The sequence below is a fragment of the Pseudomonas sp. NPDC087626 genome (assembly GCF_044743405.1).
Lineage (GTDB): Bacteria > Pseudomonadota > Gammaproteobacteria > Pseudomonadales > Pseudomonadaceae > Aquipseudomonas.
Map to the genome: position 1 here is coordinate 63774 of NZ_JBIUWJ010000008.1, position 22489 is coordinate 86262.

Genomic DNA, 22489 nt, shown 5'->3' on the forward strand with positions numbered 1-22489 from the left:
GTTGAGTCTGGCGGCTGCTGCGCAGCCGAACGCAGCCTCGCGGGCTCGGCAGCTGCTACAGGGGCTCGGCGGTTCTAGGGCGTTGGTTGAAAAATGATCAGTGGCTTGTAGGCCATAGTGGACAGGGCTTGCAGGTCCTTTCACTCAGGTTATCCACAGGCCGTTCCACAGGCATTGTGGGTAAAGCATCCACAACTCAATGACAGCCTGATGACTGCCAGACCCGTTGCGCACTGTGATGGAGGATGCCGTGACGCCGAGCCAGGGCCTCACGGTCTTTGCTGTAGCCGCCGCCAATCACGCCCATCACCGCGATGTCGCGGCCCAGGCAGTGGCGCAATACGGCCTCATCGCGGGCGGCGACCCCGGCATCGGTCAGCTTCAGATACCCCAGGGCGTCGTCCTTGTGCACATCGACCCCGGCGTCGTACAGCACCAGGTCCGGCTGGTAGAGCGGCAGCAGGTAGTTGAGCGCGTCATCGACCACCTTGAGGTACTCGGCATCGCCCATGCCCATGGGCAGCGGAATGTCCCAGTCGCTGTCGGCCTTGCGTGCGGGAAAATTCTTTTCGCAATGCAGGGAAACCGTCACCGCGTCCGGGGTATGTTGCAGAATCCGCGCCGTGCCGTCGCCCTGATGCACGTCACAGTCGAAGATCAACACCCGTGAAACCCGTCCGCTTGCCAGCAGGTAATGGCTGATTACCGCCAGGTCGTTGAAGATGCAGAAGCCGGCGGGGTGATCGTAGTGGGCGTGGTGGGTACCGCCCGCCAGGTGGCAGGCCATGCCATGTTCCAGCGCCTGTTCGGCGGCCAGCAGGGAGCCGCCGACCGCCCGCACGGTGCGCCGGGCCAGGGCTTCGTTCCAGGGCAGGCCGAGGCGCCGTTGGTCTTCGCGGGACAACTCGCCGCTCATGTAGCGTTCGATATAACCGGGGTCGTGGGCCAGGGCCAGTACGTCTGCCGGGCAAATCTGTGGACGCAGCAGGTGCTGGTCCTCGGTCAGGCCACTGTCCACCAAGTGATCGCGCAGCAGTCGGAACTTGTCCATGGGGAAACGATGTTCCGCTGGAAACTCGGGGCTGTAGTCTTCGTGGTAAATCAGCGGCAGGGGCATGGTCGGTTCGTGGCGTGGAGTGACGAAGTGAAGGATCCTACCAGCGATCTAGACTTGTATGCAGGGAAACGGAGGGGAGCGATGGAGCCGATACTGGAACTTGAGAGCGCGCGGCTGCTGATGCGCCAGTGGCGTGATGAGGACTTGCCGGAATTTGCCGCGATGTGCGCCGACCCGCAAGTCATGCGCTACTTCCCGGCACCCTTGAGTCGCCTGGAAAGCGCTGCATTGATCGGGCGAATCCGCGGACATTTTGCCGAGCACGGTTTTGGTCCGTGGGCGCTGCAGCGCAAGGACAATGGTGCATTCATTGGATTTACCGGCTTGGGGGTGGTCGGGTTTGACGCCCCGTTCACCCCAGCCACCGAAATCGCTTGGCGCCTGGCCCGCGAACACTGGGGCCTTGGGTATGCCAGCGAAGCGGCCTGGACCGCTCTGCGCTGCGGCTTTGACCGCTTGCTGCTGGATCAGGTGGTGGCCTTTACCACCGAGGCCAACCTGCCGTCTCAGAAAGTCATGCAGGCCATTGGCATGCACCCTGACCCGGCAGGCGATTTCCAGCACCCCAAGCTGCAAGCCGGTCATCCGCTGCGCAGCCACGTGTTGTACCGCATCACCCGTGAGCAATGGTTGGAAACCTTGCATGGATAAGCTGGCCGGGATGTTTACAATGTGCGCAATGTTGGCCCGGGCCAAAACCTGAATCGACCGCCGCAGCCAAGACTGCGCGGCATTGCTCTGTGTGAGGAGAGTCTGAATGAGCCAAGTGCTGGAAGATCTGGTCGACTTGCTGACCCTGGAACCGATCGAAGAAAACCTGTTTCGCGGCCGTAGCCAGGACTTGGGTTTTCGTCAGTTGTTCGGCGGCCAGGTGCTGGGCCAGTCCCTGTCGGCGGCCAGCCAGACCGTTGAAGAAGCGCGTCACGTGCATTCGCTGCACGGTTATTTCCTGCGTCCGGGCGACGCCGGTTTGCCGGTGGTCTACCAGGTGGACCGGGTCCGCGACGGCGGTAGCTTCAGCACCCGCCGGGTGACCGCGATCCAGAAGGGCCAGCCGATCTTCACCTGCAGCGCGTCGTTCCAGTACGACGAAGAGGGCTTCGACCATCAGAGCGCGATGCCCCAGGTGGTCGGTCCGGAAAACCTGCCCTCGGAGCTGGAACTGACCCAGCAACGCGCGCACCTGATCCCCGAACACATGCGCGAAAAACTGCTATGCGCCAAGCCGATCGAGTTCCGTCCGGTAACCGACAGTGATCCCTACAATCCGCAGCCGGCCGACCCGGTCAAGTACGTCTGGTTTCGCGCCGACGGTGCGCTGGCCGACTCGCCGGCGCTGCACAAGTATCTGCTGGCCTACGCCTCCGACTTCGGCCTGCTGGTCACTTCATTGCTGCCCCACGGCAAATCGGTCTGGCAAAAAGACATGCAGGTTGCCAGCCTCGACCACGCATTGTGGTTCCACGCCGACGTGCGTGCCGATGATTGGCTGCTGTACGCCATGGACAGCCCGTGGGCCGGCAACTCCCGGGGCTTTACTCGCGGCAGCGTGTTCAACCGCGCGGGCAAACTGGTGGCCTCGGTGACCCAGGAAGGCCTGATTCGCCACCGTAAGGATTGGGCATGAGCCTGGCGCAGGTACGCCACTGGGTGTTCGACATGGATGGCACCCTGACGGTGGCCGTGCATGATTTTGCGGCGATTCGCCAAGCCCTGGCGATTCCCCCCGAGCACGACATCCTGACCCATCTCGCAGCGTTGCCCGCCGCCGAAGCCGCGGCCAAGCATGCCTGGCTGCTGGAACACGAACGGGACCTGGCGCTGGGTTCGCAGCCGGCCCCTGGCGCCGTCGAGCTGGTGCGTGAGTTGGCCGGGCGTGGTTATCGCCTGGGCATCCTCACCCGCAATGCGCGGGAACTGGCCCATATCACGCTCCAGGCGATTGGCTTGGCGGACTGCTTTGCGGTCGAGGATGTCCTGGGCCGCGACGATGCGCCGCCCAAGCCCGATCCCGGTGGGTTGCTGAAACTGGCCCAGGCCTGGGATGTTGCACCTGGCAATATGGTGATGGTCGGTGACTACCGGTTTGACCTCGATTGCGGTCGTGCGGCGGGCACGCGCACGGTGCTGGTGAATCTACCGGACAATCCATGGCCGGAATTGACCGACTGGCACGCCGTCGACTGCCTGGCGTTGCGTAACTTGCTTGCAGCCTGATCCTCTGCGGGCATTTTACTGATCAGCGAAACAGCGCTTGCTGACCCTGGGCCGAGATGAACATCTGATCGCCGTTGTGTCCGACCCCCGGCACTTGCACCAGATGCTGATTGAGCCCCTGTGGATGGCGCTGAGTCAGGTAGTTGAAGTAGTTGAGCCCGCGCACCTGATGCGACGGACCCTGGGCCAGGGCGGCGCAGGACTTGTCCAGGGCCGGTTGGGCCGGGTTGGTGTCCAGTTGGCCGAGCAGGTAGGTGATGTCGCGCGCGATGTAGCGTTGCTCCAGCGATTGCGCCGTCTGGCCCTTGGCGTAGGCCGGTAGCCGGTCCAGACCGTACTTCCAGTCGTTGAAATCGGGGCATTTGTTGCGGTCGACGGGCATCGGCCGCTGTTGATCGAAGTAGGCGTAGGACGACGGATTGGCGATCACGTAGCGGACCTTGACGCCGGCCTGGCGCAAGGCTGGCTGGTCATCCCCGAGCAAGGCAAAACGCTGCACCATTTGCCCGCCACCGGAATGTCCGGCAATCACCACTTCCTTGAGCTCCGGGTACTCCAGGCGGTTGCTCAGGCGGCTCAGCAAGCGGTCGAGCACGGCATAGGAACTCAGCGCCTGGGGCCCGGTGGACAAGCCCCCGGCCATCCACTCGTTGCCACGCCAGCGCATCACGCTGTCGGCCATTTGATGCCGCGTGATGTCCGTTTCATTAAGCAATTGCGGGGCAATCACCAGGGTGCTGGCGCTCTGTCCGGCCTGCGCTGCAGCTTTTTCAGCGCTTTGCCGATAGGTTTCGGCATTGCGCAAACGCCCATGGAGGATGATCAGCACCCGCCGGATCGGCGCTGAGGGTTGACTGAAGCCAACCGCCAATTCTCCTGCACCCAGGTCCAGGCGGCCGGGACTGATGTCTTTCACCCCATGGTCAGCCGCTTGTAGCGTGGCGCACCCCAGTGACAGAACAAATACCGCCAGCCAGGGTTTTGCCATTCAGAGACTCTTCGCGGCAAAGGTGTCGCATTGATTGATCTGGCCTTGGGCGAAGCCAGTCTTGAACCAGCGCACGCGTTGCGCCGAAGTACCATGGGTAAATGAATCCGGGACCACGCGACCTTGACCCTGTTGCTGCAAGCGGTCGTCGCCGATCGCGTTGGCGGCGTTCATCGCTTCTTCTATGTCCCCCGGCTCAAGCCAGTTCAAACGTTTCTGCGCATGGTTGGCCCAGACCCCGGCCAGGCAGTCGGCCTGTAATTCCTGGCGCACCAGCAGCCCGCCATCACCTTCCATGCGTTGTCCTTGCTGGCGCGCAGCCTGGATCTTGGCGGATACCCCGAGCAGGGTCTGCACGTGGTGGCCAACTTCGTGAGCGATGACATACGCCTGGGCGAAGTCGCCGGCCGCGCCGAAACGCTGGGACATTTCCTGGAAGAAGCTCATGTCCAGGTACACCCTTTGATCCGCCGGGCAGTAGAACGGCCCGGTCGCCGCCGAAGCACCGCCGCAGGCCGAGTTGACCCGACCGCTGAACAGCATCAGCTTGGGCGCCGCGTACTGGCGCCCGGCTTGTTGAAAGATCTGGCCCCAGGTGTCTTCGGTGTCACCGAGGATTCGCGCCACAAATTCTGCCTGCTCGTCATTGGCCGGCGGCGCCTTGCGGGTTTGGGTGGTGGCAGGGGCTGACTGTTGGTCCATTTGCCCGGCCAGTTGCCCGAGAATCTGCATCGGGTCCTGCCCGGTGATCCAGCCGATCCCGACGATCAGCACGATGGCCGTCAGGCTCAGCCCCTTGCCCCCGCCAAAACGCATGCCTCCGCCACCACCACCACCCTCACCCCGGGCATCCACCACGTTGTCACTGCGGCGGCCTTTTTTCCATAACATGTGGGAATCCTCTGATTACGCGTGGTGTGAGTGTTGCTGGTGAGTGGGATAGTCGCCAGTCCGGTCGTCAGACGATGTCGGACGAAAGGTAGTATGGCATTCGATGTGCGACGCTGCCGTGCTACAGCGGATTGGCCGAGAAGGTGTCGCACTGTTCGATGCGACCTTGCTCGAAACCGCGCTCGAACCAGCGCACGCGCTGCACAGACGTCCCGTGAGTGAAAGTCTCAGGCATCGGGCCGGTCGTTTGGTTCCCGCGCTGGTAATCGTCGCCGAACACCGCAGCCGCTTCCAGCGCGGCTTGCAGATCGCCTGGCTCCAGCCAGTTCAGGCGTTGCTGGGCATGGTGCGCCCAGACGCCCGCCAGGCAGTCGGCCTGCAGTTCGGCGCGCACTTCCAGGCCGTTGTCACCGGCGGTAGGTTGGCCGACCGCCAGGGCTTCGTCGAAGGGCCGGGATAACCCCAGGCGGGTCTGCACGTGATGCCCGATTTCGTGGGCGATCACATAGGCCTGGGCAAACTCGCCGAAGTTGGGCATCTGCTGGGCCATTTTGCGGAAAAATCCCAAGTCCAGGTACAGCACCTGACTGTCAGGGCAATAGAACGGCCCGACCGCCGACGAGGCGTAACCGCAGGCGGAAGCCACACCCTGCTCGAAGAGGATCATGGTGGGTTCAGGGTAGGGCTGGTCCAGGGTTAGAAACTGGGCTCTCCAGGTGTCCTCGGTATCCCCGAGCACGGCGCGCACGAACGCCAGGTCGAGGTCATCGGTTTGTACCGGCGTGACTTCGGTCAGGGGTGTCTCTGGCGGGTCAGTCTCCTGGGTGGAGGTCAGGCTGCCCAACGCCACAACCCCCGAGAGGGCGGCAACACCGAAGGCGATCCCGAGTTTCTTGCCGGGGGGGAAGCGCTTGGAGGAGGATTTGCGGGTATCCGTAACGTTATCGCTGGGACGGGCTTTGTTCCATAACATGTCGACATTCCTTGTGAGTTGAGCGGCATTCATTGCCTGGTGTCTGCATACACCAGCTATGGCACGGAGGGTGACGGGCAATGTGTAAACGCAGGTGAGCGACAGCGCCGGGGTGTGCCGGGGCAAGTTGTATTGAAATCGTAAGCAGGGGGGCTATACGAGGTAGCGATACTTCCTTCGCTGCAGCGAGCGGCCCATAATCGCCAGCCTCTGCAGCGTCGGCCACGAGCCCGGAATGAGAATGACCACAGACCTTACCGTAGCGCCCGAAGCGGCAGCGCTCGAGCCGCGCAAGAGTCGCAAGAACAACCCGCAAAAGTCCCGCGAGAACATCCTTCAAGAAGCCATTGTCGAGTTCGTCCAGCAGGGGCTGTCCGGGGCGCGAGTGGATGCCATCGCGGAACGAATCCATACCTCCAAGCGCATGATCTATTACTACTTCGGGAGTAAGGAGCAGCTCTACGTCGAGGTGCTGGAGAAACTCTACGGGGATATCCGCAGTACCGAGAATCGCTTGCAACTCGCCGAGCTCGCGCCGCGTGAAGCCATCCAGCGGCTGGTGGAGTTCACCTTCGATCACCATGATCGTAATGTCGATTTCGTGCGCATTGTCAGCATCGAGAATATTCACAACGCCGAGTACGTGAAGCACTCCGAGGCGATCAAGGCGATGAACAGCACCATCCTCGATGCACTGGGGGGGATACTGCGGCGCGGGGTCGTGGAGGGAGTGTTCCGTGACGGACTCAACCCGTTGGACGTGCATCTGCTGATCACCTCGTTCTGTTTCTACCGAGTGTCGAACCGGCACACCGTCGGTGAGATCTTCCAGATCGACCTGCCCGATGCGGCGATCAAGCAGCGTCATCGGCAGATGATCTGTGAGTCGGTGTTGCGCTACCTGCAGGCCTGAGCTGTGGTGAGGGGCTTTGGCTCCGGTATCCGCCCAGGACACCGTTTACCCGAGCGCTGTCCAAGCCCCTGGTGGGCGCAGCAAAGATTGCTTACCCATTTCTCCCCTGCATGGCAGGTGTTATCGCCTAGGCAGAACTAGCCTGAGGTGGGATTTGCCGTGGGTGAAAGATTGCCTTCGGTCGGGATCTCAAGGAGCGGTGGGAAACTTCAGTTCAAAAACCTAACGGATGGGTTAGCATGAAGATATGCAGCTACAAAGGACTGTCGCTGGTGATCATGTTGCGCGATGAGCACTGTCCGCCCCACGTACATGTCGATGGTGGCGCCTGGGGTGCGCGCTTTGTGTTCAGCTTCTGGCACAACGGCGTAGAGCTCCTGGATGTCACCCCGATATCGCGACGGCCGCCGCTGGCGGTGTTGGAGGGCCTGCGCCAGACACTCAAACAAGCTGCTCATTTGCGCCGAGCGCGTTGTGTCTGGTGGGTGAAGCTGCATACGACCTGTCTGCGCAATCAGCTGTGGGATAGCCAGGCCAATGAAATGGTGCTGATCAACCGTAACCCCAAGGTGATCCGGCGTATTGCTTCGGCGCGTTATGACCTCAAGGGCAATACAACCCTGATGGAGTTAGTGGGCGCCTGTGAAGGCGTGGAGATTGAATTATGAAAAGGATACAAGCCAAGACCCCTGCGGACCGGCCGCTGACAGAGAAGGTCGTGGACGAAGCCATCGAGCGCGGCGAGGTGCGTCGTAGCGGCATTTGCGCCCAGTGCGTGAGCCTTGTGGGGCAACACCTGTCGATCGGCTTCGAGGATGGCAGTGCCGTGCTGCTGCCCGTGCACAATTACCCCGAGTTCACGGGCTTGGACAGCAGCGACTTCGCGGATTTGCAGGTCGGGTTCGGCGGTACGGCGCTCTGCCATGAGCGCAAGGACCTGCAGGTGTCCATCGCCGGACTGATTCTGGCAAGCAAACCGCTGATGGACATGGCCGCCTCGCTCATCGCCAGCCGCAATGGTCGCCAGAGCAGCGCCGCCAAGGCCGACGCTGCCCGTGCCAATGGCCGCAAGGGTGGGCGGCCGCGCAAGGTCGATACGACGCTGTGAGCAGGCACAAAAAAACCGTCCTCGGGACGGTTTTTTTGTGGAGCGTGATCAGCGATCAACGACGGGTCAGCAAGACCCCGGATTCCATGTGGTGGGTCCACGGGAATTGATCGAACAGCGCGCAGCGGGTGATGCGATGAGTGTCGTGCAACTGGGCGATGTTGGCTGCCAAGGTCTCTGGGTTACATGAGATGTACAGGATGTTGTCGAAGCGTCGGGTCAGCTCGCAGGTGTCCGGGTCCATGCCCGCGCGCGGTGGATCGACGAACACGCTGCCGAACGCGTAGCTCTTCAAGTCGATACCGTGCAGGCGACGGAACGGGCGCACTTCGTTCAAGGCTTCGGTCAACTCTTCAGCGGATAGCCGCACCAGGGTGACGTTATCCACCGCGTTTTCGCTGAGGTTGCTCAGCGCAGCATTGACCGAGGTCTTGCTGATTTCGGTTGCCAGCACTTTGCCTACGCGGGTCGCCAGGGGCAGGGTGAAGTTGCCATTGCCGCAATACAGTTCCAGCAGATCGTCCGGGCGCTCGCCCAGGGCGTCATACGCCCAGTTGAGCATCTTCTGGTTCACCGTGCCGTTGGGCTGGGTGAATGCCCCCTCGGGTTGGCGATAGCTGAAGGTACGCCCACCGACTTCGAGTTTCTCGACCACATAATCCTGGCCGATCACTTCGCGCTTACCCTTGGAGCGACCGATCACGCTGACATTCAAGTCTGCAGCCAACTGGCTGGCCGCCGCATGCCAGTGCTCATCGAGCGGGCGGTGGTAGCACAGGGTGATCATCGCGTCGCCCGCCAGGGTGGTCAGGAACTCCACCTGGAACAGCTTGTGGCTCAAGGCTGCGCTGGCTTGCCAGGCGGCCTTGAGCTGCGGCATCAACTGGTTGATGCGCAGGCTGGCGATCGGGAACTCTTCGATCAGGATCGGCGTGCGCTTGTCTTCCTGGGAAAACATTGCGTAGTGCCGCTCGCCGGCTTCGCGCCACAGGCGGAATTCGGCGCGCAGGCGGAAGTTGGCCAGCGGCGAGTCGAACACCGCAGGTTGCGGGGCATCGAACGGGGCCAGCAGGTCGCGCAGGCGCGTGACCTTGTCTTCGAGCTGAGCGGCGTAAGCCTGGGAATCGAATGTCATGCGTTGAACCAACCCAACTTGATCACGAACAGAATGGAGAGAATCACCAGCGCCGGGTTCAGCTCACGGCCACGACCGGACAGCAGTTTGATTGCGGTCCAGGCGATGAAACCGAAGGCAATGCCGTTGGCGATGGAGTATGTGAAAGGCATCGCCAGGGCGGTGATCACCACAGGCGCAGCCACGGTGATGTCATCCCAGTCTATTTCCGCCAGGCCGGAAGTCATCAGCACGGCGACGAACAGCAGGGCCGGCGCGGTGGCGAAAGCCGGAACGCTGGCAGCCAGTGGCGAGAAGAACAGCGCCAGCAGGAACAGGATGGCCACGACCACGGCGGTGAGGCCGGTCCGGCCGCCGGCGCTGACGCCCGCTGCCGATTCGATGTAGCTGGTGGTGGTCGAGGTGCCCAGCAGGGAACCGGCCATGGCCGCCGTACTGTCGGCGATCAGCGCCCGGCCCATTTTCGGCATGTGGCCGTCCTTGCCCATCAGGCCGGCGCGCTTGGCGACGCCGATCAGGGTGCCGGAGTTGTCGAACAGGTCGACGAACAGGAAGGCGAAGATCACGCTGACCAGACCGATGTCCAGGGCGCCCTTGATGTCCAGTTGCAGGAAGGTCGGCGCCAGGGAGGGTGGCATCGACACTACGCCGCCGAACGGGGTGAACCCCAGGGCGATGGAGGCGATGGTCACGGTCAGGATGCCGATCAGCACTGCACCGCGTACTTTCAGGGCTTCAAGGGCCACGATCAGGGCAAAGCCCAGGGTCGCGAGGATCGGAGCCGGTTGCTTCAGGTCACCGAGGCCGACCATGGTCGCCGGGTTGCTGACCACAATGCCTGCGTTGTGCAGGGCAATCAGGGCCAGGAACAGGCCGATACCGGCGGCAATCGCCGAACGCAGCGGCAGCGGGATACTGTTGATGATCCATTCGCGGATGCGGAAGATCGACAGCAGGAAGAACAGCACCGCCGAAATGAATACCGCACCCAGCGCCACTTGCCAGGTGTGGCCCATGTGCAGCACCACGGTGTAGGTAAAGAAGGCGTTCAGGCCCATGCCCGGTGCCAGCGCGATCGGGTAGTTGGCAATCAGGCCCATCACGGTGGAGCCGATGGCGGCCGCCAGGCAGGTCGCGACAAATACTGCGCCCTTGTCCATGCCTGTCTCGCCGAGGATGCTCGGGTTGACGAACAAAATGTAGGCCATGGCCAGGAAGGTCGTGACGCCCGCAAGAATCTCGGTGCGCACGTTGGTGTTGTGTGCCTTGAGTTGAAACAGCCTTTCCAGCATGTCTGCTCCCCGTGGCGCATCTTGCGCCGTGAATGTATCGACTTGAACAGCAAAGCACAGACCACAGCAGGCGCCCGGGATTTTTCTGTCGGTCGGAAAAAGCCGCGCATCATACCAGCAGCTTGGGGCTATGGCTGCGATCGTCGGCGATGTTTTGCCTTTGAGACGGGTGGGGCATACTGCGCGCTGGTTTCGGGAGTGGTCATGTCTTCTAAAAAACGCGGGTTGGCTCTGGTGGTAGGCGTGTTTGGCGCCTTGTTGTCCGGCATGCAGGTGGCCGAGGCGGCTTCCGCACCGCCGTTGAGCGAAATCAAGGTGCTCAAGGTCCAGTCGCCGTCCTGCGGCATGGAGGACATCAGTCCTGGGCAGGCACAAACCAGCTGTGATCACGAAGGGCCGAACATCAAGATCTACGTGCTGGAGGTCGGTTATGGCCGTTCGCCCCAGGCCGGGCTGGATGGCGCGGACATCGATGGCGTGCGCACCCGGGTATGTGCCTTTGATAATGGCGACCTGACGGAATGCGCCGGCATGGTCAGCAAGATCGTCGGCTACCTCTATATCTTCGATATGGCCGGCAAGCAGCGTGGCACTTTCACGTTCCGCAATTCCTCGATCAACGCGCCGGCCAACACCCTGTCGACCCAGATCTACATCAAGTAATGGGCCGTGCGGGGGGACTTGAACGCCTGTCAGTAAAGGTGACTACGCTTTAAGGATCACCCTGTGGACACCGACCATGACCTTTAGAGCCCTGATTACCCTTGCCGAGGGCATCGACGACCTGCAAAGCGTCACCCTGATCGACGTGCTGCGCCGGGCGAACGTCGAAGTGGTAGTGGCCAGCATCGAGGCGCGGCGCATGCTGACGTGCGCCCGGGGCACACGCCTGACCGCCGATGCGATGCTGGTGGACGTGCTGGCGCAACCCTTCGACCTGATTGTCCTGCCTGGCGGCGCCGTCGGCGGCAAGCACCTGGCCGCCCATCAGCCGCTGCAGCAATTGCTCAAGGACCAGGCCGCCGCCGGCCGACTGTTCGCCGCCATCGCCGAATCGCCGGCGCTTGCCCTGCAGGCCTTCGGCGTATTGCGCCAACGCCGCATGACCTGCCTGCCGGCCGTCAGTCAGCAACTGCTGGGCTGCACCTTCGTCGATCAGCCGGTGGTGGTCGACGGCAACTGCATTACCGCCCAGGGTTCGGCGGCGGCCCTCCCATTTGCCCTGCAATTGCTGGAGCAACTGTGCGGCAGGGCAGTCAAGCTGGCGGTGGCGCGGGAGTTGCTGGCTTAGCTACGGTCGGCGAATTCTCGGGGGCAGCCACCGGCACATGCATGCGATCACGCTGGGCCAGGGTTGGGAACAGCTTGATCCAGGTGCCGGTGACCAACAGCGTGCCAACTCCGCCCATGACCACCGCTGGCACAGTGCCGAACCAGTGCGCCGTCAGGCCGGATTCGAATTCACCCAACTGGTTCGAAGCGCCGATGAACAAGCCGTTCACGGCGCTGACCCGGCCGCGCATTTCATCCGGGGTTTCCAGTTGCACAAAAGAGGCGCGGATCACCATGCTGATCATGTCCGCCGCCCCCAGCACCACCAGCACCGCCAACGAGAACCAGAATGAGGTCGACAGGCCAAAGGCAATGGTCGCCACGCCGAACACGCCGACGGCGGTAAACATCACCCGTCCGACTTTGCGCTCCACGGCAAACCGCGCCAGCCAGAGTGACATCAGCAGGGCGCCCACTGCCGGTGCCGAGCGCAGCAGCCCCAGGCCCCATGGCCCGGTCAGCAGGATGTCCTTGGCGAACACCGGCAACAGCGCGGTGGCGCCGCCCAGCAGTACCGCGAACAGGTCCAGGGAGATCGCCCCGAGAATGTCTGGGCGACTGCGGATGAAGCGAACGCCGGCCAGCAGTGAATCCAGGGTGGCCTTGCCTTTGTTCAGCGGGGTTTGCCGCGCAGGCAGGTTGAGCATCAGGGTGCAGGCGATGACGTACAAGAGCACCGTCGGCCCATAGACCCAGACGCTGCCAAAGGCGTAGAGCAGGCCGCCCAGGGCCGGGGCGATGATGGTGGCCGACTGTTGCGCCGACTGTGCCGCCGCCACCGCACGCGGGAACAAGGCCGTGGGCACGATGCTGGGCAGCAGGGCCTGGGTGGTGGGCATCTCGAACGAGCGGGCAGCGCCCAGCAGGAAGGCGAGGATGAAGATCAGCTCGCGGGTCACTTGGTCGGTGGCGCTGCCGATGGTCAGGGCCAGGGCGATCAAAGCCTGCAAGGACTGGCAGAGGGCAGCGACCTTGCGCCGGTCATAGCGGTCAGCCACATGCCCGGTGTGCAGCATGAACAGTACCCGCGGAGCGAACTCCACCAGCCCGACCAACCCCAGGTCCAGCACGTTGCCAGTGAGCTGGTAGAGGTTCCAGCCAATGGCCACTGTGAGCATCTGGAAACCGCTGGCGGTGAAAATCCGCGCCAGCCAGAACGCAAGGAAAGGGCGGTGATGGCGTAACAGCAGGGGCTCTGGGCTGGGCATCGGCAGACAGGTCTGGTGGGGAAAAAGCTGAGCCTATCATCAAGTTGTAACTAAAGGTTGCAGCGATCGCCTGGATTGGCGCGCCAGGGTCCTGAGGCAACCTGTCACGCGGCAATAGACCACACGCTCTGTCGCTGAAAATGCGACTACTCTTTGATCGTTGCTTGATCCAGATCAAAGCCCTTGGGGGATTTGTTCTGACGGCCAGATGGCCAGACTCCCTGCGTTGTGATGATTGTAAAAAAAGAACGAATTCGAATTCGCCACACTCCATACCCGTGGGGGCGGTGGGTGCAGGCCACAAGCCTGTAGCCGTTTTACCTGACAGAGGAAGACTTATGTTCGGTTTGGAGGCACTTGATCTCGCCCGAATTCAGTTCGCGTTCACCATCTCATTCCACATTCTGTTCCCGGCGATCACCATCGGCCTGGCGAGTTACCTGGCGGTGCTTGAAGGCCTGTGGCTGAAAACCAACAACAACACCTACCGTGACCTCTACCATTTCTGGTCGAAGATCTTTGCCGTCAACTTCGGCATGGGAGTCGTCTCCGGCCTGGTCATGGCCTACCAGTTCGGTACCAACTGGAGCCGTTTCTCGGACTTCGCGGGCTCCGTCACTGGGCCATTGCTGACCTATGAAGTGCTCACGGCATTCTTCCTCGAAGCCGGCTTCCTCGGCGTCATGCTGTTTGGCTGGAACAAGGTAGGGCGCAAGCTGCACTTCTTCGCCACGATCATGGTGGCGATCGGCACGCTGATCTCGACGTTCTGGATTCTCGCCTCCAACAGCTGGATGCAGACCCCCCAGGGTTACGAAATCATCAACGGCCAGGTCATCCCGGTGGACTGGATTGCGGTGATTTTCAACCCGTCGTTCCCCTATCGCCTGATGCACATGGCCACCGCTGCCTTTGTCGCGACCGCATTCTTCGTCGGTTCGTCGGCGGCCTGGCACCTGCTGCGCGGTCGCGACAACCCGGCGATCCGCACCATGCTGTCGATGGCCATGTGGATGGCGTTGATCGTCGCGCCGATCCAGGCCGTGATCGGTGACTTCCACGGCCTCAACACCCTCAAGCACCAACCGGCGAAAATCGCCGCGATCGAAGGTCACTGGGAAAACCATGGCGACGAACCGACGCCGCTGATCCTGTTCGGCTGGCCGGACATGAAGGAGGAGCGGACCAAGTACGCGGTGGAAATTCCGTACCTGGGCAGCCTGATCCTGACCCACTCGCTGGACAAACAGGTGCCGGCGCTCAAGGAATTCCCGCCGGAAGACCGGGCGAACTCGACCATCGTGTTCTGGTCGTTCCGGATCATGGTCGGCCTGGGCATGCTGATGATCTTCACCGGCCTGTGGAGCCTGTGGCTGCGCAAGCGTGATCGGCTGTATTCGAACCGCGCGTTCCTGTACCTGACCCTGTGGATGGGGCCTTCTGGCCTGATCGCAATTCTCGCGGGCTGGTTCACCACGGAAGTCGGGCGCCAACCGTGGGTGATCTACGGGGTGATGCGCACCGCCGATGCCTCCTCCGGGCACAGCGTGGTGCAGATGAGCATTACCCTGGCGCTGTTTGTGGTGGTGTATTTCTCGCTGTTCGGTGTGGGCCTGGGCTACATGATGCGCCTGGTGCGCAAGGGGCCCAAGCTCAATGAAGGGGCCGAACCGAGCCACGGTGGTCCTGGTCAGCAACGCACGCCGGCCCGTCCGCTTTCCGCTGCCGATGACGGCACCGAAGGTGACCACAGCGACAGCCTGAACAAGGGGAATTGAGTCATGGGTATTGATCTTCCACTGATCTGGGCCGTGATCATCATCTTCGGCATCATGATGTACGTGGTCATGGACGGCTTTGACCTGGGGATCGGGATTCTTTTCCCGTTCATCAAGGGCAAGAGCGACCGTGATGTGATGATGAACACCGTCGCCCCGGTCTGGGACGGTAACGAAACCTGGCTGGTACTGGGGGGCGCCGCGTTGTTCGGGGCCTTCCCGCTGGCCTACTCGGTGGTCCTTTCGGCCTTGTACCTGCCGTTGATCCTGATGCTGATCGGCCTGATCTTTCGCGGGGTGGCCTTCGAGTTCCGCTTCAAGGCCAAGGACGACAAGGTGCACGTCTGGGACAAGGCGTTTATCGGTGGCTCGATCACCGCGACCTTCTTCCAGGGCGTGGCCCTCGGTGCGTTTATCGATGGCTTCAAAGTGGTTGACCGACAGTTCGCCGGCGGCTCGCTGGACTGGCTGACGCCTTTCACCCTGTTCTGCGGTGCGGCACTGGTGGTGGCGTATGCGCTGCTGGGGTGCACCTGGTTGATCATGAAGACCGAAGGCAAGCTGCAGGAGCAAATGCACAACCTGGCGCGGCCGCTGGCGTTCGTGGTGTTGGCGGTGATCGGTATCGTCAGTATCTGGACGCCGCTGGCCCATGCCGAGATCGCTGCGCGCTGGTTCACCCTGCCTAACCTGTTCTGGTTCCTGCCGGTGCCGATCCTGGTATTGGTGACCATGTACGGATTACTGCGTGCGGTGGCCCGCAATGCCCACTACACCCCGTTCCTGTTGACCCTGGTACTGATCTTCCTGGGCTACAGCGGGCTGGGCATCAGCCTGTGGCCGTACATCGTGCCACCGTCGATAACCATCTGGGACGCTGCCGCACCGCCGCAAAGTCAGGGCTTCATGCTGGTCGGCACGCTGTTCATCATTCCGTTCATCCTGGGCTACACCTTCTGGAGCTACTACGTGTTCCGCGGCAAGGTGACCCACGAAGACGGCTACCACTAGGTGCATGATGGCGCCTTGAACGGCGCCATCTCCCCCCAACCGAGGACCTGAGCAATGGCAGATAAACATTCTTTGCGGGAAATCGAAGAGGCTGAAAAGAAGCCGCTGTGGCATCGGCTTGGCTGGCTGGCCGGGATCTGGGTCGGCAGCGTGCTGGCGCTGTTCGTGGTCGCCAGCCTGATGCGCCTGTTCATGAACGCCGCAGGCTTGAGTACCCACTGAGCACTGAACTTCCCATCCCGTTGCCTTGCGGCGCGGATTTATAACCCTCCGCTGGAGGGTTTTTTTTTGCCGGTTACTTACGTGCTTTGAGGATCACGAATTTTGGCGTGGCTGCGACTTGCTCGACGCCTCGGAACAGCCGCGCCAGTTTGCTGTGATAGCCCAGGTGCCGGTTGCCGACGATGTACAGCGCACCGCCCACTACCAAGGCTTCACGCGCCTGCTGGAACATGCGCCAGGCAAGGAAGTCGCCCACCACCTGCTGCTGGTGGAACGGTGGATTGCACAGCACCACGTCCAGCGACTGCGGCTCTTGCCCGGCCAGGCCATCGCCGGCGCGCACTGTCACCTCGCGCTGACCCAGCGCGGCTTGCCAGTTCTGCTCGGCCGACTGCACGGCCATGAACGACTCGTCGACCAGGGTGTAGTGGGCCTCGGGGTTGTTCAGGGCGCTGGCGATGGCCAGTACGCCGTTGCCGCAACCGAGGTCGGCGACCCGCGCCTGGCCGAGGTTGCTTGGCAGATGGGGGAGAAACGCGCGGGTCCCGATGTCCAGGCCTTCGCGGCAAAATACGTTGGCGTGATTGAGCAGTTCGATCGCCGGTTGATCGAGGCGATAGCGGGTTGGGTAGGGCGACGCTATCGCCGGTCGGGCGTCCGGGGTTGCGATCAGCAACCGGGCCTTCTTCACCGCCAGCGAGGCCTGCATCGGGCCGACATAACGTTCCAGCAGTTCGCCCGCAGCCCGCGGCAGATGCTTGATCATGGCGGCCGCGATCACTTGAGCGCCGGGCGCGAGTTGCCCCTGCAGGCGAATCAACTGCTCCTCCAGCAAGGCCAGCGTCTTGGGCACACGAATCAGCACCCGATCAAACGGGCCACGCAAGGGCGCGCTGGCGGGCAACACCGTGACCGCGTCAAACGGCAGGCCATTGCGCACCAGGTTCTTTTCCAGGCCCTGGGCGGCGAGAAACGAGTCACCGCTGCTGGTCAGCGCCACCTTGCCGGCCAGGCTTGCCGCCAAGGCGCCAAAGCTGTCGTTGAGCACCAGCACCCGAGTGTTCGCGGCGGGCTGCTGTTCGGCCAGATGATTGAGCAGGTACTCATCCGCGGCATCGAAAGCCTGCAGCGGTTCGTTAGGCTGTTCCGGTTGGCGAATCAGGTCGAGTTGAGCGAAGGGGCTTTCGAGCAGGGGCATGGGGCGGGGACTCTGGATAATCAACGAATGTCCCGCAGGTCTGCAGGGGGTGAGGCTGGCGGGACCGTCTGAGTAGACTGCGGCGCTTGGTTTGGGCGCAGTCACTCAGAACGGAGCAAATGGTACGTTTTTTTCGATGGGAATACTCGTCGGTTTTCCTCGTTGGGCATGGCTCATCCCCGGTACGGTTCGTTCAAGGCTCAGATCATGTGTGATTTGGTGGCCTTCACCACGGCCGAGATTTTGTTGTTCACCCCCAGTTTCTTGATCGAACTGCTGACGTGGAAATTTACCGTGCGCTCACTGAGGCTCAGGATGGTGGCAATGTCCGAGGCGGTCTTGCCATCTGCCGACCATTTCAAGACTTCGATCTCGCGCGGCGACAGGTGGGTCACGCTTATGCACGGAGGGTGTTGGCTGGAGAGTTTGTGCATCGCCAGGGCGTGCAGCGTGTGACTGATGAAAACCGCATAGCCGAGGTGCTCGTAAAGCTCGAAAGAGCTGACTTGGCAATGACTGCGAGCCAGGCTGAGCATGCTGATGGCTGGGCCGTTTGCGTCATGTGCCGGTTGTGACCAGCCATGCTGCAAACCTTGCTCCTGCAGTGCGCTCCAGAGGGCGGGGGCTTTGGCGAACGTCTTGCGGTTCCAGACAATGGGCAGGATTGAATGGTGGCAATGGGCAACTATCGGATCAATCGAACTGTAGTGGTTTTTTTCATACTGGGTATTCCAGTCATGGGGGTAGTTGTTCAGGTTGACGCTGTCAAAACGTTGAGCTGTTGTGTGGGAAGTAATTGAAAATGCGCAATATTCATAACCCATGTTATTGAACAGGTTCAGAGCGATTTTGTAGGCCATTTCGATGTTTGATTCGGTTGCCAGTTTTCTGAGTTGTGTTTCCTTCCAGATCTCCATTGAACACTCTCCTGATACCTAACTGCGAAAGTGCTGGGTACGTCCAAAAAACAGCACTTGCTGAGTGTAGGAGATATCCTACCGTAAGCGTGCGACTTTTTTGCTCTTGTAGGGGGTCGCAAAATAATTAATTAGTTATGTGTTGCGAAATCTGGCTTATATTCGGCTGCGTCTGTCTGCTATTTGATATTTAAGTGACTGGATTTGAATGGTTTTATTTGTATGTTAAACATAATTGTTTAAGTTATTAACTATCTAGTGGGTAATGTCGAGCTCGTGGGTTAATAACACTACAAATCAACGGTGTTTCTTCCCTTGGCTTTGCGGGACACTGGGGGCATCAGACCTGCGGAGTCCCTCATGAGCGCCAGTGAAGAGAAATTCACCCGTCAGACCTTGCTCGATGTACAGCCATTGACCCCCAGCCTGTTTACCTTGCGCACCACTCGTGACGCGGGTTTTCGGTTTCGGGCGGGGCAGTTTGCGCGCCTGGGTGTAACCAGGGCCGACGGCAGCACGGTGTGGCGAGCCTATTCCATGGTGTCTTCACCCCATGATGAGTATCTCGAGTTCTTCTCAATTGTCGTGCCGGGTGGTGAGTTCACCAGCGAGCTGAGTCGCCTCAACGTCGGCGATACCTTGCTGGTCGACCGGCAGGCTTTTGGGTATCTGACGCTTGATCGTTTTGTCGATGGACGTGATCTGTGGTTGCTGTCCACTGGTACCGGGATCGCGCCATTTCTATCGATCTTGCAGGACTTCGAGGCCTGGGAAAAATTCCAGCGGATCATTCTGGTGTACAGCGTGCGTGAGGCCCGCGAGCTAGCGTATCAGGCATTGATCGCCGGCTTGGCAGAGCGTGAGTATCTGGCGGAGTACGCCCACAAGCTGCAGTTTATTGCCACGGTGACACGTGAACAGCACCCGGGGGCGTTGCAGGGGCGAATCACTCACCTGCTTGAAAATGGTGAGCTGGAGCGGGCCGCGGGGGTGCCGATCACTGCCGAGCATTCGCGGGTGATGCTGTGTGGCAACCCGCAGATGATCGACGAGACGCGTAACCTGTTGAAACGGCGTGACCTGCAATTGAGCCTGAGTCGACGTCCTGGCCAGGTCGCGGTAGAAAACTACTGGTAGAAAAAACGGCGCCATTGGGCGCCGTTCTGGTTTTCTTCACAGCCCTCAGGGCTTGCTGTTCTGCACCTTGAGCAGGTCGCGGATCTCTCCCAGCAGCTCTTCTTCCTTGGTCGGAACAGGCGGCAGGCTTGGTGCCACGGCCTCTTCGCGCTTCAGGCGGTTGATGGCCTTGACGCCCATGAAGATCGCGAATGCGACGATCACGAAGTCGATGATGCTCTGGATGAATTTACCGTAGGCCAGCACCACGGCCGGGGCGTCGCCCTGTGCCGCTTTTAGGGTGATTGCCAGGTCCCCGAAGTCCACCCCACCGATCAGCAGGCCGATTGGCGGCATGATCAGGTCCCCGACAAACGACGTTACGATCTTGCCGAACGCCGCACCGATGATGATGCCCACGGCCATGTCGACCACATTCCCTTTGACCGCGAAGGCCTTGAACTCACTTATCACGCCCATAGGTTATTCCTTGTTACAGATGAGGTTGGTGAACGCAGTGTAATTCACCAAAACGGGTCTTGCTCGACACAAGTGCTTGCGTTTCACGTCACTATCGACCTGAAAGGTGGCAAGAAGTTTACAAAATGCCATCAACTCCGCACCTGGATGGGCATCGGTGGCCGCTCTGCGTGGTCTTTTGTGCACTGAGATGCGTGGGTCAGTTGGACCTTCTGCCTGTCTTCGACATTGGTCAGTGACTAAGGGGGCTGGTGATAAGGTCGGCCTGAGATTGAGCGGTTAATTGAACTCACTTTTTGAATGATTTTGGCCTGCCTCTGTAAGTTTTGTGTTCCTGGTTATTAGGTAAATACCCGAATCAAACAAGTGATATCAAGATGAAGGTATTTTGATATTTGAGTTGTACAAGTGCTGTACTTATTTGAAGGGTTGTACAAGTTTTTGGGTTTGATTGCTTGAGAGAGCTTGTCGAAAAAAGGTGTGGTGGTTCTAACTCGGTGACAGCCAAGCAATACGTTTATTACGTTGCTGAAACTTGAGCAGTGCGGGTCGTGGTGTTAAACGGGGAATTGAATGGTGGATAGTTTTAACCTTTCTGGACACGGTGCCTAAGTTGTACAAAATAACCATTAGCCTTCTGCCGTACCGAACCTTTCCAGCTGGGTTATCATCGCGGTTTTTTCCTGGGAGTTCAGATGGCCAAGGCAAAACGCATGTACGGCTGCACCGAGTGCGGTTCGACCTTCCCCAAATGGGCGGGCCAATGCGGTGAGTGCGGGGCCTGGAACACCCTGACCGAAACCATGGTGGAGAGTGGCGGTGCCGCCGCCCCTAGCGGACGTACCGGCTGGGCCGGGCAGCAGGCGCAGATCAAGACCCTGGCCGAAGTCAGCGTCGAAGAGATTCCGCGTTTCTCCACCGCTTCCGGCGAGCTCGACCGCGTGCTGGGCGGTGGCCTGGTCGACGGCTCCGTGGTGCTGATCGGCGGTGATCCGGGGATCGGCAAGTCAACCATTCTCCTGCAAACCCTGTGCAACCTCGCCACCCGCATGCCGGCCCTCTATGTCACCGGTGAGGAGTCACAGCAGCAAGTGGCCATGCGTGCCCGACGCCTGGGCTTGCCCCAGGATCAACTGCGGGTCATGACCGAAACCTGTATCGAAACCATCATCGCCACGGCGCGGGTGGAAAAACCCAAGGTCATGGTGATCGACTCGATCCAGACGATTTTCACTGAACAACTGCAGTCGGCACCCGGCGGCGTGTCCCAGGTGCGCGAAAGTGCGGCGCTGTTGGTGCGTTACGCGAAACAAAGCGGCACGGCGATTTTCCTGGTCGGTCATGTGACCAAGGAAGGCGCGCTGGCGGGGCCTAGGGTCCTGGAGCACATGGTCGACACCGTGCTGTATTTCGAAGGCGAGTCCGATGGTCGCCTGCGCCTGTTGCGAGCGGTGAAAAACCGTTTTGGCGCGGTTAACGAACTGGGTGTTTTCGGCATGACCGACAAGGGGCTGAAAGAAGTCTCCAATCCGTCGGCGATTTTCCTTACCCGGGCCCAGGAAGAAGTGCCGGGCAGTGTGGTCATGGCTACGTGGGAAGGTACCCGTCCCATGTTGGTGGAAGTTCAGGCGCTGGTGGACGACAGCCACCTGGCCAATCCGCGCCGGGTGACCCTGGGCCTGGATCAGAACCGGCTGGCCATGTTGCTGGCAGTCCTGCACCGGCATGGTGGTATTCCGACCCACGACCAGGATGTATTCCTCAACGTGGTGGGCGGGGTCAAGGTATTGGAAACCGCTTCGGACCTGGCGTTGATGGCCGCCGTGATGTCCAGCCTGCGTAACCGGCCGTTGCCCCACGATCTGCTGGTGTTTGGTGAAGTCGGTTTGTCCGGGGAAGTGCGCCCGGTGCCCAGCGGCCAGGAACGCTTGAAAGAAGCCGCCAAGCACGGCTTCAAGCGCGCGATCGTGCCCAAAGGCAATGCCCCGAAGGAAGCCCCGGCAGGGTTGCGGATCATCGCGGTGACGCGCCTGGAACAAGCCCTCGACGCATTGTTCGAGTAACCCCGGTGCTCAGGTTTCGATCAGGGCACCCAGTTCGCGCTCCAGCTCCTGCGGGTCACCGAGATTGAGTTCGATCAGCCGGCGCAAGCTGCTGACGGACTCCAGGCTGATGTAGCGACAGACAAATCCGAGTTGGTCGTGCTCTTCGTGGGTCAATTGCACGTCCATGCGGATTTCGGTTTCTTCACTCAAGTGAATGTCCACCGAAAAGATCCGGTTGCGATCGCCCAGCCAGGGATCCGGGCGTTGCACCAGCAAGCCCTTGAGCGACAGGTCGAGCAGTTTCACCGGCCAGCGCTGATTACCTTGGCTCAGTTCGGTACGGGCATCGAATGCGATTCGCCGGAAACGACGGCGATTGCCAGCGTGGGTGCTCATGGTGCAGTTCCTCCGCGAATGGGCTGACTATAGACCCGCATCCGTAGGCGCTGCCACTCAAGGCAAGGCTCTAGACCAATGTCGGGGTATGGCCTTTGGCGAAATCGGCGCTAAACTCGGGGTGGCTGTCTCTCAAGTCCACCTGGCTGGAA

24 protein-coding genes are annotated in these 22489 nt (G+C 60.9%); 13 read left to right on the forward strand and 11 right to left on the reverse strand.

Translation table 11 applies throughout. From position 1 onward, the window contains the following. Positions 1 to 196: 196 nt before the first annotated feature. The gene (locus ACIOVD_RS08985) at positions 197 to 1117 is read right to left on the reverse strand and encodes a histone deacetylase (RefSeq protein ID WP_159998088.1); all 921 of its coding nucleotides are present in this window, start codon (positions 1115 to 1117) and stop codon (positions 197 to 199) included. 81 nt (positions 1118 to 1198) lie between these two features. Between ACIOVD_RS08985 and ACIOVD_RS08990 the strand changes: the two genes are divergently transcribed. The 3 genes from ACIOVD_RS08990 to ACIOVD_RS09000 all read left to right on the forward strand — a co-directional run bounded on the left by ACIOVD_RS08990 (position 1199) and on the right by ACIOVD_RS09000 (position 3334). Next, positions 1199 to 1768 (forward strand): GNAT family N-acetyltransferase, encoded by a 570-nt coding sequence (locus ACIOVD_RS08990; RefSeq protein ID WP_159998086.1) that lies wholly within the window; start codon positions 1199 to 1201, stop codon positions 1766 to 1768. 106 nt (positions 1769 to 1874) lie between these two features. Next, positions 1875 to 2744: an acyl-CoA thioesterase II gene (gene tesB / locus ACIOVD_RS08995; RefSeq protein ID WP_095166400.1), complete on the forward strand. Its 870-nt coding sequence runs from the start codon at positions 1875 to 1877 to the stop codon at positions 2742 to 2744. Continuing rightward, the gene (locus ACIOVD_RS09000) at positions 2741 to 3334 is read left to right on the forward strand and encodes an HAD family hydrolase (RefSeq protein ID WP_401127211.1); all 594 of its coding nucleotides are present in this window, start codon (positions 2741 to 2743) and stop codon (positions 3332 to 3334) included. Before tesB ends, ACIOVD_RS09000 begins: the two co-directional genes overlap by 4 nt. A 22-nt stretch (positions 3335 to 3356) precedes the next feature. On the opposite strand, the gene ACIOVD_RS09005 is transcribed toward ACIOVD_RS09000, so the two are convergent. The 3 genes from ACIOVD_RS09005 to ACIOVD_RS09015 all read right to left on the reverse strand — a co-directional run bounded on the left by ACIOVD_RS09005 (position 3357) and on the right by ACIOVD_RS09015 (position 6186). Next, positions 3357 to 4322 (reverse strand): alpha/beta hydrolase, encoded by a 966-nt coding sequence (locus tag ACIOVD_RS09005; protein WP_401127213.1) that lies wholly within the window; start codon positions 4320 to 4322, stop codon positions 3357 to 3359. Beyond that, the gene (locus tag ACIOVD_RS09010; RefSeq protein WP_095166404.1) at positions 4323 to 5213 is read right to left on the reverse strand and encodes a neutral zinc metallopeptidase; all 891 of its coding nucleotides are present in this window, start codon (positions 5211 to 5213) and stop codon (positions 4323 to 4325) included. 121 nt (positions 5214 to 5334) lie between these two features. Further along, the gene (locus ACIOVD_RS09015; protein ID WP_401127215.1) at positions 5335 to 6186 is read right to left on the reverse strand and encodes a neutral zinc metallopeptidase; all 852 of its coding nucleotides are present in this window, start codon (positions 6184 to 6186) and stop codon (positions 5335 to 5337) included. Between the two features lie 235 nt (positions 6187 to 6421). Here ACIOVD_RS09015 and ACIOVD_RS09020 point away from each other — a divergent pair, with 235 nt between their 5' ends. From ACIOVD_RS09020 to ACIOVD_RS09030, 3 genes are all read left to right on the forward strand, one after another. After that, positions 6422 to 7099, forward strand: a complete 678-nt coding sequence (locus tag ACIOVD_RS09020) for a TetR/AcrR family transcriptional regulator (protein ID WP_401127217.1) — start codon at positions 6422 to 6424, stop codon at positions 7097 to 7099. A gap of 239 nt (positions 7100 to 7338) precedes the next feature. After that, the gene (locus ACIOVD_RS09025; RefSeq protein WP_401127219.1) at positions 7339 to 7767 is read left to right on the forward strand and encodes a DUF4160 domain-containing protein; all 429 of its coding nucleotides are present in this window, start codon (positions 7339 to 7341) and stop codon (positions 7765 to 7767) included. Beyond that, complete coding sequence (locus ACIOVD_RS09030; protein ID WP_159998076.1) at positions 7764 to 8207, forward strand: DUF2442 domain-containing protein; 444 nt, start codon at positions 7764 to 7766, stop codon at positions 8205 to 8207. Before ACIOVD_RS09025 ends, ACIOVD_RS09030 begins: the two co-directional genes overlap by 4 nt. 55 nt (positions 8208 to 8262) lie before the next feature. On the opposite strand, the gene trmA is transcribed toward ACIOVD_RS09030, so the two are convergent. Beyond that, positions 8263 to 9342: a tRNA (uridine(54)-C5)-methyltransferase TrmA gene (gene trmA / locus ACIOVD_RS09035; protein WP_095166414.1), complete on the reverse strand. Its 1080-nt coding sequence runs from the start codon at positions 9340 to 9342 to the stop codon at positions 8263 to 8265. Beyond that, on the reverse strand, positions 9339 to 10634 hold the full coding sequence (locus tag ACIOVD_RS09040) for an NCS2 family permease (RefSeq protein WP_095166416.1): 1296 nt from the start codon (positions 10632 to 10634) through the stop codon (positions 9339 to 9341). Before ACIOVD_RS09040 ends, trmA begins: the two co-directional genes overlap by 4 nt. A gap of 204 nt (positions 10635 to 10838) precedes the next feature. Between ACIOVD_RS09040 and ACIOVD_RS09045 the strand changes: the two genes are divergently transcribed. Together ACIOVD_RS09045 and ACIOVD_RS09050 are read left to right on the forward strand one after the other, a co-directional pair. Next, positions 10839 to 11297: a DUF4879 domain-containing protein gene (locus tag ACIOVD_RS09045; protein WP_401127222.1), complete on the forward strand. Its 459-nt coding sequence runs from the start codon at positions 10839 to 10841 to the stop codon at positions 11295 to 11297. Between the two features lie 76 nt (positions 11298 to 11373). After that, positions 11374 to 11925 (forward strand): DJ-1 family glyoxalase III, encoded by a 552-nt coding sequence (locus ACIOVD_RS09050; protein ID WP_095166420.1) that lies wholly within the window; start codon positions 11374 to 11376, stop codon positions 11923 to 11925. Here ACIOVD_RS09050 and ACIOVD_RS09055 read toward each other — a convergent pair. After that, a complete protein-coding gene (locus tag ACIOVD_RS09055) occupies positions 11891 to 13174 on the reverse strand; it encodes an MFS transporter (RefSeq protein WP_174244599.1) in 1284 nt (427 codons plus the stop codon). The genes ACIOVD_RS09050 and ACIOVD_RS09055 overlap by 35 nt on opposite strands. 338 nt (positions 13175 to 13512) lie before the next feature. On the opposite strand from ACIOVD_RS09055, the gene ACIOVD_RS09060 reads away from it, so the two are divergent. Genes ACIOVD_RS09060 through ACIOVD_RS09070 form a run of 3 tightly spaced genes read left to right on the forward strand, consistent with a single transcriptional unit; the run spans position 13513 to position 16185 of the window. Then, the gene (locus tag ACIOVD_RS09060) at positions 13513 to 14952 is read left to right on the forward strand and encodes a cytochrome ubiquinol oxidase subunit I (protein WP_095166422.1); all 1440 of its coding nucleotides are present in this window, start codon (positions 13513 to 13515) and stop codon (positions 14950 to 14952) included. Positions 14953 to 14955: 3 nt separating this feature from the next. Continuing rightward, a complete protein-coding gene (gene cydB / locus ACIOVD_RS09065; protein ID WP_095166424.1) occupies positions 14956 to 15963 on the forward strand; it encodes a cytochrome d ubiquinol oxidase subunit II in 1008 nt (335 codons plus the stop codon). A gap of 54 nt (positions 15964 to 16017) precedes the next feature. Continuing rightward, positions 16018 to 16185 (forward strand): DUF2474 domain-containing protein, encoded by a 168-nt coding sequence (locus tag ACIOVD_RS09070; RefSeq protein WP_401127225.1) that lies wholly within the window; start codon positions 16018 to 16020, stop codon positions 16183 to 16185. A 73-nt stretch (positions 16186 to 16258) separates the two neighbouring features. On the opposite strand, the gene ACIOVD_RS09075 is transcribed toward ACIOVD_RS09070, so the two are convergent. After that, positions 16259 to 17383 (reverse strand): methyltransferase, encoded by a 1125-nt coding sequence (locus ACIOVD_RS09075; protein ID WP_401127227.1) that lies wholly within the window; start codon positions 17381 to 17383, stop codon positions 16259 to 16261. Between the two features lie 200 nt (positions 17384 to 17583). Then, positions 17584 to 18300 carry an autoinducer binding domain-containing protein gene (locus ACIOVD_RS09080; protein WP_401127229.1) on the reverse strand — a complete coding sequence of 239 codons (717 nt, stop codon included), beginning with the start codon at positions 18298 to 18300 and terminating at the stop codon, positions 17584 to 17586. A gap of 360 nt (positions 18301 to 18660) precedes the next feature. Here ACIOVD_RS09080 and ACIOVD_RS09085 point away from each other — a divergent pair, with 360 nt between their 5' ends. Continuing rightward, positions 18661 to 19437: a ferredoxin--NADP reductase gene (locus ACIOVD_RS09085; protein WP_095166431.1), complete on the forward strand. Its 777-nt coding sequence runs from the start codon at positions 18661 to 18663 to the stop codon at positions 19435 to 19437. 45 nt (positions 19438 to 19482) lie between these two features. On the opposite strand, the gene mscL is transcribed toward ACIOVD_RS09085, so the two are convergent. Continuing rightward, positions 19483 to 19896, reverse strand: coding sequence for a large-conductance mechanosensitive channel protein MscL (mscL, locus tag ACIOVD_RS09090; protein WP_095166433.1), 414 nt, complete (start codon positions 19894 to 19896; stop codon positions 19483 to 19485). Between the two features lie 695 nt (positions 19897 to 20591). Between mscL and radA the strand changes: the two genes are divergently transcribed. After that, a complete protein-coding gene (gene radA, locus ACIOVD_RS09095; RefSeq protein ID WP_095166434.1) occupies positions 20592 to 21959 on the forward strand; it encodes a DNA repair protein RadA in 1368 nt (455 codons plus the stop codon). 9 nt (positions 21960 to 21968) lie between these two features. On the opposite strand, the gene ACIOVD_RS09100 is transcribed toward radA, so the two are convergent. Then, positions 21969 to 22337, reverse strand: a complete 369-nt coding sequence (locus tag ACIOVD_RS09100; RefSeq protein WP_401127231.1) for a PilZ domain-containing protein — start codon at positions 22335 to 22337, stop codon at positions 21969 to 21971. Positions 22338 to 22489 lie beyond the last annotated feature (152 nt).

What these genes read in the sequence shown, in the direction of transcription:
- ACIOVD_RS08985 (WP_159998088.1), bottom strand. Translation starts at nt 1,117, where the DNA reads ATGCCCCTGCCGCTGATTTACCACGAAGACTACAGCCCCGAGTTTCCA.
- ACIOVD_RS08990 (WP_159998086.1), top strand. Translation starts at nt 1,199, where the DNA reads ATGGAGCCGATACTGGAACTTGAGAGCGCGCGGCTGCTGATGCGCCAG.
- tesB (WP_095166400.1), top strand. Translation starts at nt 1,875, where the DNA reads ATGAGCCAAGTGCTGGAAGATCTGGTCGACTTGCTGACCCTGGAACCG.
- ACIOVD_RS09000 (WP_401127211.1), top strand. Translation starts at nt 2,741, where the DNA reads ATGAGCCTGGCGCAGGTACGCCACTGGGTGTTCGACATGGATGGCACC.
- ACIOVD_RS09005 (WP_401127213.1), bottom strand. Translation starts at nt 4,322, where the DNA reads ATGGCAAAACCCTGGCTGGCGGTATTTGTTCTGTCACTGGGGTGCGCC.
- ACIOVD_RS09010 (WP_095166404.1), bottom strand. Translation starts at nt 5,213, where the DNA reads ATGTTATGGAAAAAAGGCCGCCGCAGTGACAACGTGGTGGATGCCCGG.
- ACIOVD_RS09015 (WP_401127215.1), bottom strand. Translation starts at nt 6,186, where the DNA reads ATGTTATGGAACAAAGCCCGTCCCAGCGATAACGTTACGGATACCCGC.
- ACIOVD_RS09020 (WP_401127217.1), top strand. Translation starts at nt 6,422, where the DNA reads ATGAGAATGACCACAGACCTTACCGTAGCGCCCGAAGCGGCAGCGCTC.
- ACIOVD_RS09025 (WP_401127219.1), top strand. Translation starts at nt 7,339, where the DNA reads ATGAAGATATGCAGCTACAAAGGACTGTCGCTGGTGATCATGTTGCGC.
- ACIOVD_RS09030 (WP_159998076.1), top strand. Translation starts at nt 7,764, where the DNA reads ATGAAAAGGATACAAGCCAAGACCCCTGCGGACCGGCCGCTGACAGAG.
- trmA (WP_095166414.1), bottom strand. Translation starts at nt 9,342, where the DNA reads ATGACATTCGATTCCCAGGCTTACGCCGCTCAGCTCGAAGACAAGGTC.
- ACIOVD_RS09040 (WP_095166416.1), bottom strand. Translation starts at nt 10,634, where the DNA reads ATGCTGGAAAGGCTGTTTCAACTCAAGGCACACAACACCAACGTGCGC.
- ACIOVD_RS09045 (WP_401127222.1), top strand. Translation starts at nt 10,839, where the DNA reads ATGTCTTCTAAAAAACGCGGGTTGGCTCTGGTGGTAGGCGTGTTTGGC.
- ACIOVD_RS09050 (WP_095166420.1), top strand. Translation starts at nt 11,374, where the DNA reads ATGACCTTTAGAGCCCTGATTACCCTTGCCGAGGGCATCGACGACCTG.
- ACIOVD_RS09055 (WP_174244599.1), bottom strand. Translation starts at nt 13,174, where the DNA reads ATGCCCAGCCCAGAGCCCCTGCTGTTACGCCATCACCGCCCTTTCCTT.
- ACIOVD_RS09060 (WP_095166422.1), top strand. Translation starts at nt 13,513, where the DNA reads ATGTTCGGTTTGGAGGCACTTGATCTCGCCCGAATTCAGTTCGCGTTC.
- cydB (WP_095166424.1), top strand. Translation starts at nt 14,956, where the DNA reads ATGGGTATTGATCTTCCACTGATCTGGGCCGTGATCATCATCTTCGGC.
- ACIOVD_RS09070 (WP_401127225.1), top strand. Translation starts at nt 16,018, where the DNA reads ATGGCAGATAAACATTCTTTGCGGGAAATCGAAGAGGCTGAAAAGAAG.
- ACIOVD_RS09075 (WP_401127227.1), bottom strand. Translation starts at nt 17,383, where the DNA reads ATGCCCCTGCTCGAAAGCCCCTTCGCTCAACTCGACCTGATTCGCCAA.
- ACIOVD_RS09080 (WP_401127229.1), bottom strand. Translation starts at nt 18,300, where the DNA reads ATGGAGATCTGGAAGGAAACACAACTCAGAAAACTGGCAACCGAATCA.
- ACIOVD_RS09085 (WP_095166431.1), top strand. Translation starts at nt 18,661, where the DNA reads ATGAGCGCCAGTGAAGAGAAATTCACCCGTCAGACCTTGCTCGATGTA.
- mscL (WP_095166433.1), bottom strand. Translation starts at nt 19,896, where the DNA reads ATGGGCGTGATAAGTGAGTTCAAGGCCTTCGCGGTCAAAGGGAATGTG.
- radA (WP_095166434.1), top strand. Translation starts at nt 20,592, where the DNA reads ATGGCCAAGGCAAAACGCATGTACGGCTGCACCGAGTGCGGTTCGACC.
- ACIOVD_RS09100 (WP_401127231.1), bottom strand. Translation starts at nt 22,337, where the DNA reads ATGAGCACCCACGCTGGCAATCGCCGTCGTTTCCGGCGAATCGCATTC.